Origin of the sequence: Enterobacter hormaechei subsp. xiangfangensis, from assembly GCF_001729785.1 — a bacterium.
GTDB lineage: Bacteria > Pseudomonadota > Gammaproteobacteria > Enterobacterales > Enterobacteriaceae > Enterobacter > Enterobacter hormaechei_C.
On the sequence record NZ_CP017183.1, the window covers coordinates 2,203,172 to 2,224,200 of the forward strand.

Consider the following 21,029-nt stretch of genomic DNA (forward strand, 5'->3'; position numbering starts at 1 on the left):
ACGTTAATGTGCGCAAACGGTAACCTGCACGGCGCTATGGTCCCCGAGCTCTGCCCAGGGACGATCTAAAAACAGTTGATGAATCTCGGATAACCCTGACACCAGATACGGTTCGCACTGGTTGAGTTTTAGATGGTCGGCGACTACCCAGTGCGCCTGGCTTGCGGCCAGCATGGCACGCTTCACTTCGGCATCCGCCTCCTGACTGGCGCTCAATCCGAGTTCGGCATGGATGGCGCATGCGCCAAGGATGGCAATATCCGCCCGGTAGCGAGAGAGCAGTGAAAGGGTGGCGCTTCCGGCAAACAGGCGCTGTTTCTGATCCCACTTTCCACCGAGCAGGATCAGGTCGATACCTTCCCGATCGCTCACCTGTTGGGCGATATCAAGAGAAGGGGTGATGATGGTCAGCGGCCCATGAAGGAAAGAGGCAACGGCCAGCAGTGTGCTTCCGGCATCCAGAAACAGCGTCGAGCCCGCAGGCACGCATTGCGCAACCTGTTTACCCAGCCGCTGCTTGATTTCAGGCAGCAAGGTATTCCTGCTAACCCGGTTCATCGTCGAGAGATTCAGCGCGATGGCGCCACCATGGTTTTTTTGTGCCAGTCCCTGTTTTTCCAGGTCGGTCAGATCGCGACGGATGGTGTCCGCTGAAACCTGCAATCGATCTGCCAGCTCGGTAATGCTGGCCTGGCCTTGTTCAGTAATGATATCAAGCACATATTTCTGTCTGGCGGTTTTATGCATGGGCGCAGTATCCTGTAAAATGTCGCAATACTTCGCAGTTTACAGCATTTTGCAGAAAAGGGAATCGGGACAGGCGCGGGATGTTATCCAAAAACAGTTTAATGGTGTGATTATTGATATCGCATTAATCAGTCATCAAAAACATGTAGGTATCTTTTAGGTATGTTGTTATCGCTATGTTTTACTTATAAATTTGGCTTAAGCTGCCACATTACAGCGCCTAATTGATATTTATAACTAATTTTCAATTATAAATTAGTGTATATATCTAACAATCTGTGTTTATAAAGCAAAATAATCCAGTTTTATTCGGTGGATTACTTAAATTGACATTTCTTTGAAAATCTTTGTGTCTGATTCGTGGTGAAATTAACGCAAAAATGTACACCGGGGTATTTTAGAATTTTCTTTATATTACAGGGGGTTTATTTGTTTCATCTGAAAGGTCCTTTATAACGTTTTGTCCAGAAACCCCATCTTTTTTCTTATTTGTAACAACACATTAACATTGCGGGTGTGGTTGCTTATATCACATTTTGTTATGCTGCGAATCACTAAATATTTAAGTAAATTCTTAAAAGAAAAAAAGGGATTGAACGGCTCTCATCTCAATTGAAATGAGTTAGGGGAACTCTTGCCCGGAATTAATGGAGAAGGGGCAATGGATTTCTGGCGAATTATTTGTACCTCTTCCTGGGTATTTATTTGGCTATCACCTGGAGTCGGGGGATATTATGAAGATGAAATGCAATAACAGGTTACTCAGATTATCTGCCTCCCTGACCTTAATTTCGTTGGTGGTGACTGCGGCTAATGCAAATAACGGCCAGGCGGGGATATCTCCCGTTGCGGCAATGACGATGAAAGAAAGTATTCTTTTCGCTCTCGATCGCGACCCCTCGGTGAGCCAGCAGGCGGCACAGCTGGGGATCGGCCAGGCACAAATAGACGAAGCGCGCAGTGGCTGGATGCCACAAATAGCCCTGAACGGGAGTACAGGTCACAGCCAGACCACCGATTCAAGCGGCTCGTTGCGAAATTCCGCAGCCTGGGGCCTGAGTCTGACGCAGCTGGTGTACGATTTTGGCAAGACCAACAACAGCATCAGCCAGTCTTCAGCTCAGCGTGACAGCTATCGCTACCAGCTGATGAGCACGATGTCTGCCGTCGCGGAAAAAACGGCGCTCAGCTATGTGGAAGTGAAACGCTACAGCGATCTGTTGCAGGCGGCAAAAGAGAACGTGCAGGCGCTTAAAAACGTTGAGCAGCTGGCCAAACTCCGCGCCGACGCTGGCGTAAGCTCCACCTCTGATGAGCTTCAGACCCGCACCCGTATTGCCGGGATGCAGGCGACGGTAGAGCAGTACAATGCATCCCTGAACAGCGCCCGCGCGCGGCTGGCGGTATTAACTGGCATACAGGCTGAACGCTATTCACCGGTTCCGGGTGGTCTGGCCGTGGAGCCGGATTCTCTCAATCGGATTGATTATTCACTGATCCCAACGGTGATGGCCGCGCAGAACATGGAGCGTTCAGCCCAGTACGGCGTAGAAACCGCGAAGTCTCAGCACTGGCCGACCTTAAGCCTGAAAGGGGGCCGGACCCGGTATGAGTCGGATAATCGCGCGTACTGGGATGATCAGATCCAGCTCAATATTGACGCACCGCTTTATCAGGGCGGCGCGGTCTCGGCGCGCGTCCGTCAGGCCGAGGGCGCAAGGGCAATGGCATCGTCGCAGGTCGATCAGGCCCGTTTTGATGTCCTGCAAAAAGCCTCCGTCGCACAGGCCGACTGGACCGGGGCGCGTGGACGAATGGAAGCCGGGAAACGTCAGCTGGAAAATGCGTTGCGCGCCCGCGATGTCTACAAAAATGAATATACCCTGAGCAAGCGCAGCATTAACGATCTGCTCAGCGTGGAGCAGGATGTCTGGTCTGCCACCTCCGCGAAAATAATGGCTGAATACGATGGCTGGAGTGCGGCGATTAATTACGCCTCCGCGGTGGATAATCTCATGCCGCTTATCGGAATAGAGAAAAACGCTGCCGCGAAATTACCTGATTTAAGTTAAAAAAAGGCGCACCTTTCTGCGCGAAATAAGTCAGACAATAATGGGTGATTTTTCCCAAGGATAGTTACATCCCTCTGGTGGATATATCCACAGGAATACGCGCACCTGCAAGGAGAAGAATATGAGTACCGCAAAAGTTGTTGATGTCATCATTCGCAAAACGGCAGAGAAGACGAAATTAACCGGTGAAGGGAATCTCTCGGTTTCTATTTCCTCACCGAGCGTGATTGAAATTCAGGGTTCTGCTCAGGACGTGGTGCGTTATGTCCGCCAGGGGAATGACCTCCTCATTTATATGAAAGATGGCAGCGTGATCCGCTGCAATAATTATTTTGTCGAAGACACGGAAACCCATAATCATTCCGAACTGGTATTTAACGATAACCAGGCGTTGACGCATATTTCATTTGCCGATGCCGGGGAAGCATCAGGCGTTGCCGCCACCGAATTAACCGCCCAGGCTGCACCCATTAGCAGCATTGAACCTTTCCTGGAGCAGGGAAGCGTATTAAGCGATGCGCCGTGGGGCTGGATTGCCGGTGCGGCGTTAGGGGGCGGTGCGATCGGCGCACTGCTGGCTCACGGCGGCGATGGCGAAACCAAAACCAGGGTTATTGATAATACAAAAGAAGTCGAAAGCGCTACGCCGACATTTTTGCTGGCGGACAACGCGGGTGACAAGCAGGGCGTGCTGAGTGCAAAAGAGGTCACGGATGATAACACCCCCACCTTCAGCGGTACCGGGCAGCCGGGCGCGACCATTCAGGTTAAAGACGGCAGCGGCAGCACCATCGCCAGCACCATGGTCGCGAAGGACGGCACCTGGACGGTAACACTCCCGACCCAGGCGGACGGGGAACATACCTGGTCCGTCGTACAGATCGACGGCAGTAAAACGACCTCTGCGGGCAGTATTACCGTAACCGTTTCTACAGCGGATACCAGCGTGACGCTCGCCGCCACGGCGGGCGATAACGTGATCAACGCCAGCGAGCAGGCCGCTGGCTTTACGCTGTCCGGCACCAGCAAAAACCTGGCGCAGGGAACGGCGCTTACCGTCACGCTCAACGGTAAAACCTATACCGCAGAAGTGGGGGCAAACGGCGCATGGAGCGTGAAGGTCCCTGCTGCCGACGCACAGGCGCTGGGCGATGGTACCTGGACGGTCAACGTCAGCGGAAAAGACGCGGCGGGCAACACCGTGTCCGGCAGCCAGACGATTGGCGTGGATACCGCCTCGCCAGTGATCTCTGTCGACACGATCGCCCAGGACAACATCATCAACGCGGCTGAACATAATCAGCCGCTGACGCTGACCGGGAAAACCAATGCGGAAGCGGGCCAGATTGTGACGGTCACGCTGAACGGCAAAAATCACACGGCGACCGTGGGCAGCGACGGCAGCTGGTCCGTTACGCTTCCGGCCAGTGAAGTACAGACACTGGCTAACGGCGAGCACACCCTGACGGTAAACGTCAGCGACAAAGCGGGTAATGGGTCCTCCATCACCGCCGATTTCAGGGTCGATACCGCAGCGCCAGTGGTCACTATCAACACCGTCGCGGGCGACGACATTCTGAACACCAGCGAGCAGGGGCAGGCGCAGATTATTTCCGGCCAGGCGAACGGCGCGGCGGAGGGCGACGTTGTCACCGTGACCGTTGGCGGCAAGACCTTTACCGGTGTCGTTCAGGCGGACGGCACCTGGAGCGTCGGCGTGCCTGCCTCCGTCATTGGCGCGCTGGGGGAAGGTAGCCACAGCATTTCGGTTGCCGTGACCGATGCGGCGGGCAACACCGGCAGCGCGACGCACGGCATTACGCTGAGCGGCAACCCGCCGGAATTTACCCTTGATCCCATCAGCCAGGATAACGTCCTGAATGCGCAGGAGGCCATGCAGCCCCTGAGCCTGAGCGGGACCAGTAATCTGCCGAACGGCAGCGCTGTCACCGTGACGCTGAACAACGTTAACTATCAGACCACCGTTGAGAACGGTCGTTGGTCCGTTCAGGTGCCGGTCTCCGACGTGCTGGATCTGGCGAATACCCTTTACACCGTCAGCGTCAGCGGCACCGACAGCGTGGGTAACAGCGGCTCCGCCGAGGCGAATCTGCTGGTAGACACCGTGCTGCCGCAGGTGATCGTCAACACCTTTGCCGGGGATAACCTGGTCAATAACGCCGAAGCGGCGGTTGACCAAACCCTCAGTGGACGCGTCACCGGCGCGGCGGCGGGCGATACCGTCTCTGTCACCGTGGGCGGCAAGAGCTACACCGCGACGGTTGGCAGCGACCTGAAATGGAGCGTGACGATCCCATCGGCCGACCTCCAGGCGTTTGGCGACGGCGATTTAACCTTCAGCGCCTCTGTCACCAATGCGCACGGCAATACCGGCACCGGCGAACGTGATATCAACATCAACGCCGAACTGCCGGGCCTGCGCGTGAACACGATCTCTGGCGATGACGTGATTAACGCCATCGAGCAGCAGCAGGATCTGGCCGTAACCGGCTCCAGCACTCATCTGGCCGAAGGCACACAGATCACCGTCACCATCAATAATGTCGAATACGTCACCACGGTTAACGCCAGCGGCAGCTGGCAGATTGGCGTGCCGGCGGCGGACCTTCAGGCATGGACGGCGGGAGGCATGACCGTCAGCGTCAGCGCGGAAGATGCCTGGGGCAACACCGTGGCGGCTGAACACCCGATCGAGCTTGACCTGAATGCGGTGGCTGTCACCATCGATACCGTAACCACTGACGATATGCTCAACGCGGCGGAAAAAGGCGCGGATGTCACGCTTTCTGGTCAGACGCAGGGCGTGGAGGCCGGGCAGACCGTGGTGGTGAAATTCGCGGATCAAACCTTTACCGCACAGGTGCAGCAGGACGGCTCCTGGCACCTGACCGTTCCGGCGAGCGCGATGGAAACGCTGATCGACGGGCGTGCGCAGGTGAGCGTCAGCGTGACTAACGTCAACGGCAACAGCGCGGACGCCTCACGCGTGGTGATCGTCGATACGCAGCCGCCAGCCATTACGCTTGATAACCTGACCGACGACAACATCATTAATGCGGCAGAAGCGCAGCAGGATCTGGTGCTCAGCGGCAGCACAACCGCTGAAACGGGCCAGACGGTCACCGTGACGCTGAACGGTAAATCTTACCAGACCACGGTACAGGCGGACGGTCGCTGGCAGCTGAACGTGCCTGCCGCCGACGTAGGCGCGCTGACCGATGGCAATGTCACCGTGACGGCCACCGTCACTGACGTGGCGGGCAACAGCAGCAGCGCGGATCGCGTTGGGCTGGTGGATGCCACCGTACCGCAGGTGACCATCAACGATTTCGTCACCGACACCAACACCGTTAACCAGCTGGCCCATGCTCAGGCGCAGATCCTGAGCGGCTCCGTCACCGGCGCGGCAGCGGGTGATTTGGTCACCATCACCATCAATAACGTGGACTACACCACCGTGGTGGATGCGGCAGGAAACTGGAGTCTCGGCCTGCCTGCGTCCGTCATTCAGGGGCTGACGGACGGCACCTGGACTATTAACGTCTCCGTGACCGATCGGTCCGGCAACACCGGCAGCAGTTCAGTGGATGTGGTGGTCAATACTGTGACGCCCGTTATCGGTATTAACACGCTGGCAGCGGATGACGTGATCAATGCGGCAGAGAAGGGCGAAGATCTGCTGCTTTCCGGTACCAGCAACCAGCCGGAAGGAACCACCATCACTGTTAATCTGAACGGTATCAACTACACCGCCACCACCGACGTCAGCGGCAACTGGAGCGTTACCGTACCCGCCTCTGCGGTGAGCGCGCTGGGTGAAGCCAATTACACCGTAACGGCGAGCGTCACCGATAATGTGGGCAATAGCGCCGCTGCCACGCACGATGTGCTGGTGGACAGCTCGCTGCCGGTTGTTACCCTCAACAACTTTGCGGGCGATAATATCGTCAACGCGGCGGAAGTGGCCGCAGGGCAAACCCTGACCGGAAAGGTTTCTAACGCGGCATCGGGTGATACCGTCACGATTATCCTCGGCGGGCAGACATACACGGCTACCGTACAGGACGATCTCACCTGGAGCCTGCCGTTAACCCAGAGTCAGTTAACCGCGCTCGGCAACGGCGACCTGACCGTGTCGGCCAGCGTGACGAACGCGCACGGCAATACCGGATCGTCTTCCCTGGATGTCACCATTGACGCCGAGCTGCCCGGCCTGCGCATTGATACCGTCGCCGGTGACGACGTCATTAACATAATTGAACACGCGCAGAACCTGGTTATCTCCGGCACCAGCACCGACCTGGCGGCGGGTAGCACCGTCACCGTGAGCATCAACGGCAAGAGTTATTCCGCATCGGTACTGGCGGACGGCACATGGCAGGCTGCGGTTCCGGCCGCAGACGTCTCCCGGTGGGCGGACGGGTCGCTCACCATCAGCGCCAGCGCGCAGGATACCTCCGGCAACCCGGTGAACATCGGCACCGTGGTGGATGTCGATCTCGCCCCGGTGGCGATAAGCATTAACAGCGTGACGGACGACAACGTGCTGAACGCGGCAGAAAAAGGCCAGGATCTGGTGCTGTCCGGCTCCTCCTCGAACGTTGAAGCGGGCCAGACCGTTACCATTATCTTTGCGGGTAAAACCTGGACCACGATGGTCGATGCCAACGGCGACTGGATCTGCACCGTACCGGCTGCCGATCTGAGCGGCCTGAAGGACGGCGACGCCAGCGTACAGGTCAGCGTAACCAACGTGAACGGCAACGCGGCCTCTTCCTCGCAGGCATTCAGCGTCGCTACCGCCGCGCCAGCGGTCACCATCAACACCATCAGCGGCGACAACATGCTGAATGCGGCAGAGGCGGCGCAGGATCTGACCCTGAGCGGGACGTCTACTGCCGAAGCAGGCCAGACGGTCACCGTGACCTTCAACGGCAATCAGTACACCGCCCAGGTGCAGGCAAACGGCAGCTGGACGCTGGACGTACCGGCGGCGGATCTGGCGGGGATCGCCGACGGCAGCGCGGCGGTCACGGTGACCGTGTCCGATAAAGCGGGCAACCCGGCCAGTGCAGGGGCGTCCGTGCTGGTCGACACTACCGTGCCGCAGATTACCTTCGACATTGTGGCGGGCGACGACATTGTTAATATTGCCGAGCACGGCCAGGCGCTGATTGTCACCGGCAAGGTGACGGGCGCGCAGGCGGGCGATGTGATTACCTTGACCCTGAACGGCAAAGACTACACAGCGATGCTGGACGGTGCCGGTAACTGGAGCGTGGGCGTTCCGGCGACGGACGTGGGCGCGCTGGCTAACGGCGATCAGACGATCTCCGCCACGGTCACCGATAAAGCGGGCAACAGCACCAGCGCGACGCATGCGTTTGACGTTTCCCTGACCGCGCCGGTGATTGCCATCAATACCCTGGCGGTTGACGACGTGATCAACGCGACCGAAAAAGGCCAGGACCTGTTGATCTCCGGTACCAGCAACCAGCCGGACGGGACCCGCATCACCGTAACCCTGAACGGTATCAGTTACGCCGCCACCACCGATGCCAGCGGTAACTGGAGCGTCACCGTTCCGGCGGCAAACGTCTCGGCATTGGGCGAAGCGAGCTATAGCGTGACGGCCAGCGTGACCGATACTGCGGGTAATAGTGCGAACACCAGCCATAGCGTGCTGGTCGACAGCGCGCTGCCGCAGGTCACCATTAATGCGGTTGCCACCGACGACGTGATTAACGCGGCGGAAGTGGCTTCCGGACAAACCCTGAGCGGGAAAGTGAGCGGCGCGGCGAGCGGTGACACTGTCACGATCGGTATCGGGGGCAACACCTATACCGCGACGGTCCAGGACGACCTGAGCTGGTCGGTTAACGTGCCGTCTGACGTCTTAACCGCTATCGGTAACGGCGATCTCACCGTAACAGCGAGCGTGACCAACGGCCACGGCAACACCGGCACCGGCGAACGCGACATCACGATTGATGCCAGCCTGCCGGGCCTGCGCGTGGATACCGTGGCAGGCGACGATGTGATCAACAGCATCGAGCATGGTCAAAACCTGATTATTACCGGCTCCAGCGACGGGCTGGCGAGCGGATCGGCGCTGACGGTCACCGTCAACGGCAAAACCTACGCGGCAACCGTACTGGCAGACGGGACATGGAGTGCAGCTATTCCGGCGGCTGACGTCGGCGCGCTGAGCGCAGGCACGATCACCGTGACCGTTGACGGCCAGAGCGCGGCGGGTAACCCGGTTTCCATCAGCCACGACGTGAAGGTCGATCTGGCGACGGTGGCCATCAGCATCGACGCCGTTGCCACCGACGACGTGATTAACGCCGCGGAAAAGGGGGAGGACCTGGTACTTTCTGGCACGACCACCAACGTGGAAAAAAACCAGACCGTTACCATCACTTTCGGCGGTAAGACCTATAGCGCGACGGTGGATGCCAGCGGCCACTGGACGGCGACCGTACCGTCTGCCGATTTAGGTAGCCTGAAAGACGGCGACGCCAGCGTGCAGGTCAGCGTCACCAACGTGAACGGCAACAGCGCCTCGGCGGGCCGCGAGTACAGCGTGGACGCCACCGCGCCGACGGTGTCCATCGAGATCGTCAGCGACAACAACATCATCAACGCGGCCGAAGCGCAGCAGGATCTGGTCGTTAACGGTGTCTCCAACGCCGAAGCGGGCCAGACCGTCACCGTGACGCTGAACGGCGTGGACTACACCACCACCGTACAGGCGAACGGCAGCTGGAGCGTCACCGTACCGTCTGCGGATATCGGCGCGATTACCGACGGCAGTTACACCATCACGGCAGCCGTCGCGGATAAGGCGGGTAACCCGGCCTTGGCGGACCGCGATGTGCTGGTGGATACCACGGTGCCACAGCTGACCATTAACACCGTTTCCGACGACGACGTGATCAACAGCGCCGAGCATGCGCAGGCGCTAATTGTCACCGGTTCCGTGACCGGTGCGGCGGCGGGCGACGTGGTGACCGTCACCATCAATAACAAAGATTACACCGCGACCCTGGACGCTTCCGGCAGGTGGAGCGTGGGCGTGCCTGCGGCGGACGTGAGTGCCCTGACCGCCGGGGATCACACGATCACCGCGGCACTGACCGATAAAGCCGGAAACAGCAACAGCACAACGCACGAGGTTGAAGTCAACCTCACTGCGCCGGTGCTGACCATTGACACCGTGTCCGGCGACGATGTGATCAACAGCAGTGAGAAAACGCAGGATCTGACCATCACAGGTACGGCTTCCGGGCTGGCCGCGGGCGCGGTGGTCACCGTGATGCTCAACGGCAAAGCGTACAGCGCCACGGTGGATACCAATGGCCAATGGACCACAACCGTTCCGGCGAGCGAGGTGGGGCAACTGGGTGAAGCGCTTTACACCGTGTCGGCCTCCGCAACGGACAGCGTCGGCAACAGCACCAGCACCTCGCACACCGTGAACGTGGAATCCGTGCTGCCTGGCGTCATCATTAACACCGTGGCGGGCGACGACGTGATCAACGCGGCGGAGCTGGCAACCGGCCAGACCATTAGCGGCACAGTGGTGAATGCCGAAGCGGGCAACACCGTGACTGTGTCTGTTGGCGGCCATAACTACACCGCAACGGTGCAGAGCGATCTGACCTGGTCCGTCAGCGTACCGGAATCTGTGCTCACCGCGCTGGGCAATGGCGATCTGACCGTGACCGCCAGCGTCACGAACGGCGTGGGCAACAGCGGCAGCGGAGAGCGCGATATCACTATCGACGCGAATCTGCCGGGCCTGCGCGTGGACACCGTAGCGGGCGATGACGTGATTAACAGCATCGAACACAGGCAGAATCTGATTATCACGGGTTCAAGCGACGGCCTGACGGCGGGCACAGCGCTGACCGTCACCGTAAACGGTAAAACCTATGCAGCCACGGTGCTGGCAGACGGCACCTGGAGCGCGGCGATCCCTTCTGCGGACGTGAGTGCCCTTGCCGCAGGCACGGTCACCGTGAACGTTGAAGGCCAGAGCAGCGCGGGCAATCCGGTGACTATCAACCATGATGTGACCGTGGATCTGGCAAACGTCGCGATCAGCATTGACGCCATCGCTTCCGATGACGTGATCAACGCCGCCGAGAGGGGTGCGGATCTGGTGCTCTCCGGCACCACCGCGAATGTAGAGGAAAATCAAACCGTCACCATCACCTTCGGCGGCAAGAGCTACACTGCCACGGTGGACGCTGAGGGTAAATGGACCGCCACGGTGCCGTCTGCGGATCTGGCTGGCCTGAAGGACGGTGACGCCAGCGTGCAGGTGAGCGTCACCAACGTGAACGGCAACAGCGCGTCTGCGGGCCGCGAGTACAGCGTGGATGCTACCGCGCCGTCCGTGACCATCAACACGATTGCCACCGACGATATCCTCAACGCCTCAGAAGCACAGTCCGACCTTGCAATCTCCGGCACCAGCACCGCCGAAGCAGGCCAGACGGTGACCGTATCGCTGAACGGCAAAGATTACACCACAACCGTCAGCGCGAACGGCAGCTGGACGCTGAACGTGCCGGCAGCTGACCTTGCAGGATTAACCGACGGCAGCGTCACCGTAACCGCGAGCGTGAGCGACAAGGCGGGTAACCCGGCGTCGGTTGACCACGCCCTGACGGTGGACGTCACCGTACCTGCGGTGACCATCCACACCGTGGCAGGCGACGACGTGATTAACGTGGCTGAACACAATCAGGCGCAGATTATCAGCGGCTCCGCCACCGGCGCGGCGGCGGGCGATAAGGTCACCGTCACGATCGGCGGCCAGACTTATACCACCGTGCTGGATGCGGCGGGTAACTGGAGCGTGGGCGTTCCGGCGAATGTGATTTCAGGCCTCAGCGACGGCACCGTGACCGTCTCTGTGTCAGTCACCGACGCGGCGGGCAATACCGGCAGCGGCACGCATAATGTGACCGTCGATACCGGTCTGCCATCGGTCAGCTTCAACGCCATCAGTGATGACAACGTCCTGAACGCCGTTGAAAAAGGCCAGGATCTGAGCGTCAGCGGCACCAGCGCCAACCTGGCGGAAGGCACCCAGGTCACCGTGACCCTGAACGGTAAAAACTACACGGCGACAACTGCGGCAGACGGCACCTGGAGCCTGACGGTTCCGGCTGCGGATCTGGCCGGTCTCGGTCAGGCCAGTTACACCCTGAACGCGACGGCCACCAACGGCGTGGGCAACAGCGTGAGCAATTCTGCGAACCTGCTTGTCGACACCGCGCTGCCAACCGTCACCATCAACACCGTGGCGGGCGACAACGTCATCAACGCGGCGGAAGTGGCCGCGGGTCAGACCCTGAGCGGCACAGTGGCGAATGCCGAAGCGGGCAACACCGTGACCGTCGCTATCGGCGGCCACAGCTACACCGCAACGGTGCAGAATAATCTGTCCTGGTCCGTCAACGTGCCGTCTGACGTGCTGACCGCACTCGGCAACGGCAGCCTGAGCGTAACCGCGACCGTCACCAACGGCCACGGCAACACCGGCACCGGCGAACGCGAGATCGCTATCGACGCTAACCTGCCGGGGCTGCGCGTCGATACCGTGGCGGGTGACGACGTGGTCAACACCATCGAGCACGCGCAGAACCTGATTGTTTCAGGCACCAGCGACGGGCTGGCGCCGGGCACGGCGCTGACGGTTACCGTCAACGGTAAAGATTACGCGGCAACGGTGCTGGCAGACGGCACCTGGCGCGCGGCGATCCCGTCCACCGACGTGAGCGCGTGGCCGGAAGGCACCGTGAAAATCAGCGTTACCGGTGACAGCGCGGCGGGTAATCCGATCATCATCAGCCACGACGTGACCGTTGATCTGGCTACCGTTGCCATCAGCATCAATGCGCTTGCCACCGACGACGTGATTAACGCGGCGGAGAAGGGCGCGGATCTGGTGCTGTCCGGTGTGACCACCAACGTGGAAGCCGGGCAGACCGTGACCATTAGTCTGAACGGCAGGATCTACACCACCACCGTGGACGACAGCGGCAACTGGACTTACACCGTGCCGTCAGCGGATCTGGCTGGCCTGAAGGATGGTGACGCCAGCGTACAGGTGAGCGTCACCAATGTGAACGGCAACAGCGCCTCGGCGGGCCGTGAGTACAGCGTGGATGCTACCGCGCCGTCCGTGACCATCAACACCATTGCCACCGACGATATCCTCAACGCCTCAGAAGCGCAGTCCGACCTGGCAATCTCCGGCACCAGCACCGCCGAAGCGGGCCAGACGGTGACCGTATCGCTGAACGGCAAAGATTACACCACAACCGTCAGCGCGAACGGCAGCTGGACGCTGAACGTTCCGGCGGCGGATCTGGCAGGATTAAGCGACGGCAGCGTCACCGTGACCGCGAGCGTGAGCGACAAGGCGGGTAACCCGGCGTCGGCGGACCACAACCTTACGGTGGACGTCACCGTTCCGGCAGTGACCATCCACACCGTGGCAGGCGACGACGTGATTAACGTGGCTGAACACAATCAGGCGCAGATTATCAGCGGCTCCGCCACCGGCGCGGCGGCGGGCGATAAGGTCACCGTCACGATCGGCGGCCAGACTTATACCACCGTGCTGGACGCGGCGGGTAACTGGAGCGTGGGTGTCCCGGCAAATGTGATTTCAGGCCTCAGCGACGGAACCGTGACCGTCTCTGTGTCAGTCACCGACGCGGCGGGCAACACCGGCAGCGGCACGCATAATGTGACCGTCGATACCGGTCTGCCATTGGTCAGCTTCAACGCCATCAGCGATGATAATGTGCTGAACGCGGTAGAGAAGGGTCAGGATCTGCGCGTCAGCGGCACCAGCGCCAACCTGGGAGAAGGCACCGTGGTGGCCGTGACCCTCAACGGCAAAAACTACACGGCCACGACGGCGGCAGACGGCACCTGGAGCCTGACCATTCCGGCAGCGGATCTGACCGGTCTCGGTCAGGCCAGTTACACCCTGAACGCGACGGCCACCAACGGCGTGGGCAACAGCGTGAGCAACACCGCGAACCTGCTGGTAGATACCGCGCTGCCAACCGTCACCATCAACACCATTGCGGGCGATAACGTCATCAACGCGGCGGAAGTGGCCGCGGGTCAGACCCTCAGCGGCAAGGTAGCGAACGCGGAGGCGGGCAATACCGTCACCGTGACCATTGGCGGCAACACGTACACCGCGACAGTGCAGAGCGATCTGACCTGGTCCGTGAACGTGCCGGAATCCGTCCTGACGGCGCTGGGCAACGGCGACCTGACGGTGTCTGCGACTGTGACCAACGGCCACGGCAACACGGGAACGGGCGAGCGCGATGTCACCATCGACGCCAGCCTGCCGGGGCTGCGCGTGAATACCGTGGCGGGCGATGACGTGATCAACAGCATTGAGCATGGTCAAAACCTGATCGTCTCCGGCACCAGTGACGGGCTGGCGGCAGGCACAACGCTCACCGTGACCGTGAATGGCAAGACCTATGCCGCGTCGGTACTGGCAGACGGCTCCTGGACCGCGGCGATCCCGGCGGCAGACGTGGGCGCTCTGGCCGCAGGCACGATGACCGTCACCGTAGCGGGCCAGAGCACGGCGGGCAACCCGGTCTCCATCAGCCATGACGTGATCGTCGATCTGGCGGCGGTGGCTATCAGCATTGATGCGATTGCCACCGACGACGTGATTAACGCGGCGGAGAAAGGCGTGGATCTGGTGCTCTCCGGCAGCACCTCGAACGTGGAGGAAAACCAGACCGTTACCGTTACCTTCGGCGGCAAGACGTACACCGCGAAGGTGGATGCTGACGGTAACTGGACGGCCACCGTGCCTTCCGCCGATCTCGCGGGCCTGAAGGACGGTGACGCCAGCGTGCAGGTGAGCGTCACCAACGCGCACGGCAACAGCGCGTCTGCGGGCCGGGAGTACAGCGTGGATGCCACAGCGCCAACCGTGACGATTGACACGGTAGCCGGCGACAACGTGATCAACGGCAGCGAAGCGGCTGCGGGCGTGGCCATTTCCGGCACCACCACGGCTGAAGTCGGTCAGACGGTCACCGTGACGCTGGGCGGAAACAGCTACACCGCACAGGTTCAGCAGGGCGGCGTCTGGAGCGTGAACGTGCCGGGCACAGACCTTTCCGCACTGTCGGATAACGGTTACACCGTGCAGGCCAGCGTGAGTGACGCCGCGGGTAATCCGGGCAGCGCGGGGAAAGCGATTACGTTTGATACCACGCCGCCGACCGTCAGCTTTAACGTTGTGGCGGGAGATGACGTCATCAACAGCGTGGAGCACGGGCAGGCGCAGATCGTCAGCGGCACCGCAACCGGCGCCAGCGTCGGCGATAAGGTGGTCATCACCATCGGTTCGAACCAGTACACCACCACCGTTGACGCCAGCGGCAAATGGAGCGTGGGCGTTCCGGCCAGCGTGATTTCCGCGCTGACCGACGGCACCGTGACCCTTAGCGCGACTATCACCGACAGTGCGGGTAACAGCAGCACCCAGACCCACGACGTGGTGGTAAATACCGCATCGGTCGCGCTGACCGTCAACACCCTCAGCGGTGATGACGTGATCAATGCAGCAGAAGCGGGCGCGTCGCTGGTCATCAACGGCTCCAGCGCGCAGTTCGCCAGCGGTACGCAGGTCACTATCAACCTGAATGGTAAGAGCTATACGGCCACTATCCAGAGCGATGGCTCCTGGACAACCACCGTACCGGCCGCCGACGTGGGCACCCTGGCCGACGGCGCGAGCTACCAGGTTTCTGTTTCGGCGCAGGACAGCGCCGGGAACAGCGCCTCGGCGACGCATACCATCAGCGTGGATACCAGCGCGCCGGTGATTAGCGTGAACACGTTGTCGGGCGACGATGTGCTGAATGCGGCGGAAGCCCAGCAGGCGCTCACCGTACAAGGCTCTTCCAGCGCGGAAGCAGGCCAGACGGTGACCGTCACGCTGGGCGGCAAAACCTACACTGCGCTTGTGGCAAACGACGGGACGTGGACGCTGGATGTTCCGGCAGTCGATCTGGCTGCACTGAGCCAGGGGGCGCTGACGGTGACCGCCTCGGTCAACGATAAAGCCGGTAACAGCGGCCAGACGACGCATACCTTAACGGTCGATACCATCGCGCCAGCCGTCACCATTAGCACCGTGGCTGATGACGATATCGTCAACAACGCCGAGCAGCTGGCGGGACAGACCATCAGCGGGACCACCACCGCGGAACAGGGCCAGACGGTGACCGTCTCCTTCAACGGCCACAGCTATCAGGCGACCGTCGGGGCGGACGGCTCCTGGTCGGTCTTCGTGCCGGGGCGTGATTTCCTTGGCCTGAGCGACGGGGATTACACCATTACGGCTACGGTGAGCGATAAGGCAGGTAACCCGGGCAGCGCAACGCACGACGTGACGCTTAACGGCGACGTGCCGACCATCGCCATTAACACCTTTGCGCAGGACGATATCGTAAATGCCGCCGAACATGGCACGCCACTGGTTATCAGCGGCACCACCGATGCGCCAGCGGGCCAGACGGTGACAATTACGCTTAACGGTAAAACCTACACGGCTACCGTTCAAAATGACGGCACCTGGAGCTATACGGTCGGCAGCGCAGACGTGACCGCGCTGGCGGACGGCGGTTCGTACGTGATTAACGCGCAGGTGAGCAACGCCATCGGCAACAGCGTCAGCGATAACCACACCGTAACCGTGGATCTCACCGCACCGTCGATGGGGATCAGCATTGATTCCCTGCAAAACGATACCGGCCTCAGCGCGAATGACTTCATCACCAACGACAGCCAGGTGGTGGTGAATGGTTCCCTGACCGCGCAGCTCGGCAATAACGAGAAGGCGCAGATCAGCCTTGACGGCGGCGTCACCTGGATCGACCTGACCGTCACCGGCACCACCTGGCGCTACACTGATGGCCGCACCCTGACGGACGGTACGTATCAGTACCAGGTGCGCGTGATTGATAACGCGGGCAACGTTGGGGCAACGGACAGCCAGGACGTGGTAATCGATCTGACGAAGCCTGCGGCGGCGACCATTACCGTGGATTCCGTCTCGCAGGATACCGGCCTGTCCGACAGCGACTTCATTACCAGCGACAACCAGATCAGCCTGAAAGGTACGCTCGGCGCGGCCCTGGGCAACGGCGACCACGCCCAGATCAGCCTGGACGGTGGCGCGACCTGGACTGACGTGAGCGTTAGCGGCCTGAGCTGGACGTATATTGATGGCCGTACGCTGACCGACGGGGATTACAACTACCAGCTGCGCGTGATTGACGAGGCGGGGAATATCAGCGCCACCACCAGCCAGGTGGTGACCATTGATACCGTCGCGCCGGACGCCAGCAAAACGATCGCTATCGACAGCATCAGCGACGATACCGGCCTGAGCAGCAGCGACTTTATCACTCGCGACACGTCCCTGACCCTGCACGGCTCACTCGGCGCGACGCTGGCCGACGGCGAATATGCCCAGATCAGCATCGACGGCGGCGTCACCTGGCAGAACGTGATCGTCACCGGCAACAGCTGGTACTACGTGGACGGCCGCACGCTGGGTAACCAGACCTATGACTACTACGTTCGCGTAGTGGATGCGGCGGGCAACGTGGGTGCTAGCGCTCATCAGCAGGTGACGGTCGATACGGTCGCGCCGGATGCGGCGATTACGGTGACCGTGGATAACATCACCGTCGATACCGGTTTCGATAACAATGACTTCCTGACCAGTTCGACCTCGTACACGCTCAACGGGACGCTCGGGGCCGAACTCGGGGCGGGTGAGTATGTGCAGGTGAGCATGGATGGCGGCACCACCTGGGTTTACGCCACGGTAAGCGGTACCCAGTGGCGCTATACCGACGCGCGCATCCTGGCCGACGGCGACTACCGCTATCAGGTGCGGGTTGTCGATCAGGCGGGCAACGTCGGGGCCACCACCACGCAGGACGTGACGGTGGATACCCAGGCGCCGCAGTACGGCATCACCATTGACAGCATCAGCGAAGATACCGGGCAGTCCGGAAGTGATTTCATCACCATGGACACCTCGCTGACGATCAACGGTTCGTTGGGCAGCGCGCTGGCCAGCGACGAGCGCGTACAGATTAGCCTCGACGGCGGCAATACCTGGATTGACGCTACCGTCACTAACCAGCGCTGGAGCTATACGGACACCCGCGATCTGACGGACGGGGATTACAACTACCAGGTGCGGATCATCGACCAGGCGGGCAACGTCGGCTCAACCTCTTCGCAGGTGGTAACGGTTGATACCACGCCGCCTGATACGGTGGGAACGGTGGTCAGCTATACCGACGGGGAAGGCGAACGTCAGGGCAGCTTCGGCGCTTCGGTGGCAACAGATGACAACTCTCCAGTGATTAACGGGACGCTTAACCGTGCGCCGGACAGTGGCGAGATCGTGCAACTGTATCGTGACGGTGTGCTGCTGGGACAGGTGACGATGAACGGCGCCGCCAGCTGGTATTTCCAGGACAGTGGTCTGAATGACGGTAATCACGTCTATATGCTGCGTGTGACCGATCTGGCAGGTAACTTCACCGACTCAGATGATTTCGTGCTGAAAGTGGATACGAGCATCCCGACCACCACCGTGACCATTAACCCTCAGACGACGACAGATAGCACCCCGATTCTGAGTGGACTTGTATCGGCGGGACTGACCAACGGCGAGTACGTGGTTATCACCGTGAACGATAAAACCTACACCTCAGAGACTGGCGGTGCGGTCGTGGTCGATCCGGATAACAACACATGGTATTTGCAGCTCCCTGACGGCGATGCGCTGAGCGTGAAGAATTATGATGTTACGGCACAGGTGAAAAGCAGCGCCGGCAACGGCAATACCGCTGGGTTGACTACCGGTAGCCTGATTGTAGGGAGTGAAGAATCATTGACGCCGGCCTGGTCATTTACCGCCGCGAACTACTCCTATTCTGCCAGCTATATGCTGGATTCGGATGGGCTGTGGACGATTATGGCCAACCAGCAATTCGCATCCGCCAATACCAGTAGCCGTAACGCTTACACCGTTTCAGGCAATTTCTCAATGACGGGGAGTTACACAACCGGTACTTACGCGGATATCAACCGCGACGGGCTGGCTGACGTGCTGGCGGAAGGGACAAGTTACTCGTACATGGTGCAGCTGATTAACAATGGAGACGGTACATACACCTCCAGTACGCTGACCAATATGGGGGCTGCGGTGTGGTATGGCGCGGTGGTCGCCATTGACATCAAGGGCGATGGTTACACTGACTTTGTCATCGGCGATGCTGGCGGGCCTGATTCCAGCACCGTCATGCTCAATAACAACGGCACGCTGACGGGCAGTTCGAAGTCCGGTACGTACTCCAGTTTCGTATCGGGATCAACGGTAGGTAACTACAACAGTCTGATTGAAACGTCCGGTGTGGATTTGAACAACGACGGGAAAGTGGATATTGCCCAGCATACGACCAACGGGGGCAACAACTATGCCCTGTCGACCATGTTTAACCAGGGCAATGGCTCATTTACGTGGGGGCAAAACTTCACCAATACCATGTACAGCGGCTATGGTTCCGCCGCAGCGTCCAATGCCGTGAGTATGACCTGGGCCGACTTTAACGGTGATGGCTACATGGACCTGTATATGAGCATGTCCCGTACCTCCAGCGGAACCAGCCAGGGCGGGGTGTTAATGCTGAACGACGGTAGCGGCAACCTTCTGGCCGGAACCGCGGTTGGAACGGCGACCACGGATAAGTTTGTGGGTAACGTCAGCGTGGCGGTGGACTGGAACCTCGACGGTCACATGGACATCATCAAGCTGGCGAATAGCGGGCAGTCTTATCTTTACACCAATGATGGACTGGCAGGTACTGCAAGCTTTACTGCTTCGAAATTCAGTACCGCTACGTCAACTCAGGTATCCGGCGCGGCTCTGCTTGATTACGACTGGGATGGCGCACAGGATCTGCTCATTTTCCGTCAAAACGGTACGGTTTTACTGGAGCGGAATACCAATACGGTCGCACCAGGTACGGCCTTGCATCTGAAGATTGTCGACAGCGAAGGGATTAACGCCTTCTTTGGCAACACTGTCCAGCTGTACAACGCGGCAGGCCAGCTGGTCGCCAGTGAAATCATCAATGCCCAGTCCGGGATTGGCATTAACGATTCCTCGTCGCTCATCAGTTTTTACGGCCTGGATCCCAGCGAGACGTATCACGCGGTGCTGGTTCGTGCCGTTAACGGTGTTTCGAGTAACGTAACCTGGGACGGGCTGACGGCAGGAGACGGTAAAGAAAGTTACGCCCTGACGGCTGAAGCTGCTACGGGCGGTCACCAGGGCACCCTGACAGGTACCGGCTACAACGATACCTTTATCGCTGAAGCAGGGACGTATACCTACAACGGTTCCGGTGGCTGGACGACGACCTCTGAACACGACACGTGGAGCAGTACGGGCGGCATGGATGTCGTGGATTATCGCAACGCCACTTCCGGCGTCACCGTCGATTTAGGACGCTCTACGGCGCAGAGTACCGGATTCGATACCGCGACACTGGTGAATATTGAAGGCATCAACGGCTCCGACTATGACGACGTGATCACCGGCAACAGCGGTGATAACCAGTTCGAAGGCCGGGGCGGGAACGACACCTTCAACATCGGCAGCGGCGGTCACGATACGTTGCTCTATAAGCTGATCAACGCGTCTGACGCGACGGGCGGCAACGGCAGCGATGTGGTGAACGGCTTTACCGTCGGCACCTGGGAAGGGACGGCGGATACGGACCGTATCGACCTGCGCGACCTGCTTTCTGACAGCGGTTATACCGGCACCGGCTCGGCGAGCTACGTCAACGGCGTGGCGACGCTGGACAGCAGCGCGGGCAACATCGCCGACTACATCCGCGTGGTGCAGAACGGCAGCAACACCGAGATCCAGGTTGACCTGGACGGCACCGGCGGTCAGTTCTCGCCCACCACGCTGGTGACGCTGAACGGGGTGCAGAAAGATCTGGCGACGCTGCTGGCGAACCACCAGCTGTTAATTGCGTAAAACACTGCCGCGGGGAGCGATCCTCGCGGCTTTTT

Annotated in this window: 3 protein-coding genes; 2 read left to right on the plus strand and 1 reads right to left on the minus strand. The window is 59.9% G+C overall.

Going from position 1 to position 21,029, the window contains the following annotated elements:
* Window positions 1-3: 3 nt before the first annotated feature.
* Entirely contained in the window at window positions 4-747 is a 744-nt protein-coding gene (locus BFV63_RS10635; protein ID WP_022651161.1) for a DeoR/GlpR family DNA-binding transcription regulator, read from the minus strand.
* Window positions 748-1,481: 734 nt separating this feature from the next.
* Here BFV63_RS10635 and BFV63_RS10640 point away from each other — a divergent pair.
* Both BFV63_RS10640 and BFV63_RS10645 read left to right on the plus strand, forming a co-directional pair.
* Window positions 1,482-2,819, plus strand: a complete 1,338-nt coding sequence (locus BFV63_RS10640) for a TolC family outer membrane protein (RefSeq protein WP_023324619.1) — start codon at window positions 1,482-1,484, stop codon at window positions 2,817-2,819.
* Between the two features lie 121 nt (window positions 2,820-2,940).
* Entirely contained in the window at window positions 2,941-20,994 is an 18,054-nt protein-coding gene (locus tag BFV63_RS10645; RefSeq protein WP_069597529.1) for an Ig-like domain-containing protein, read from the plus strand.
* The last annotated feature ends 35 nt before the right edge of the window (window positions 20,995-21,029 follow it).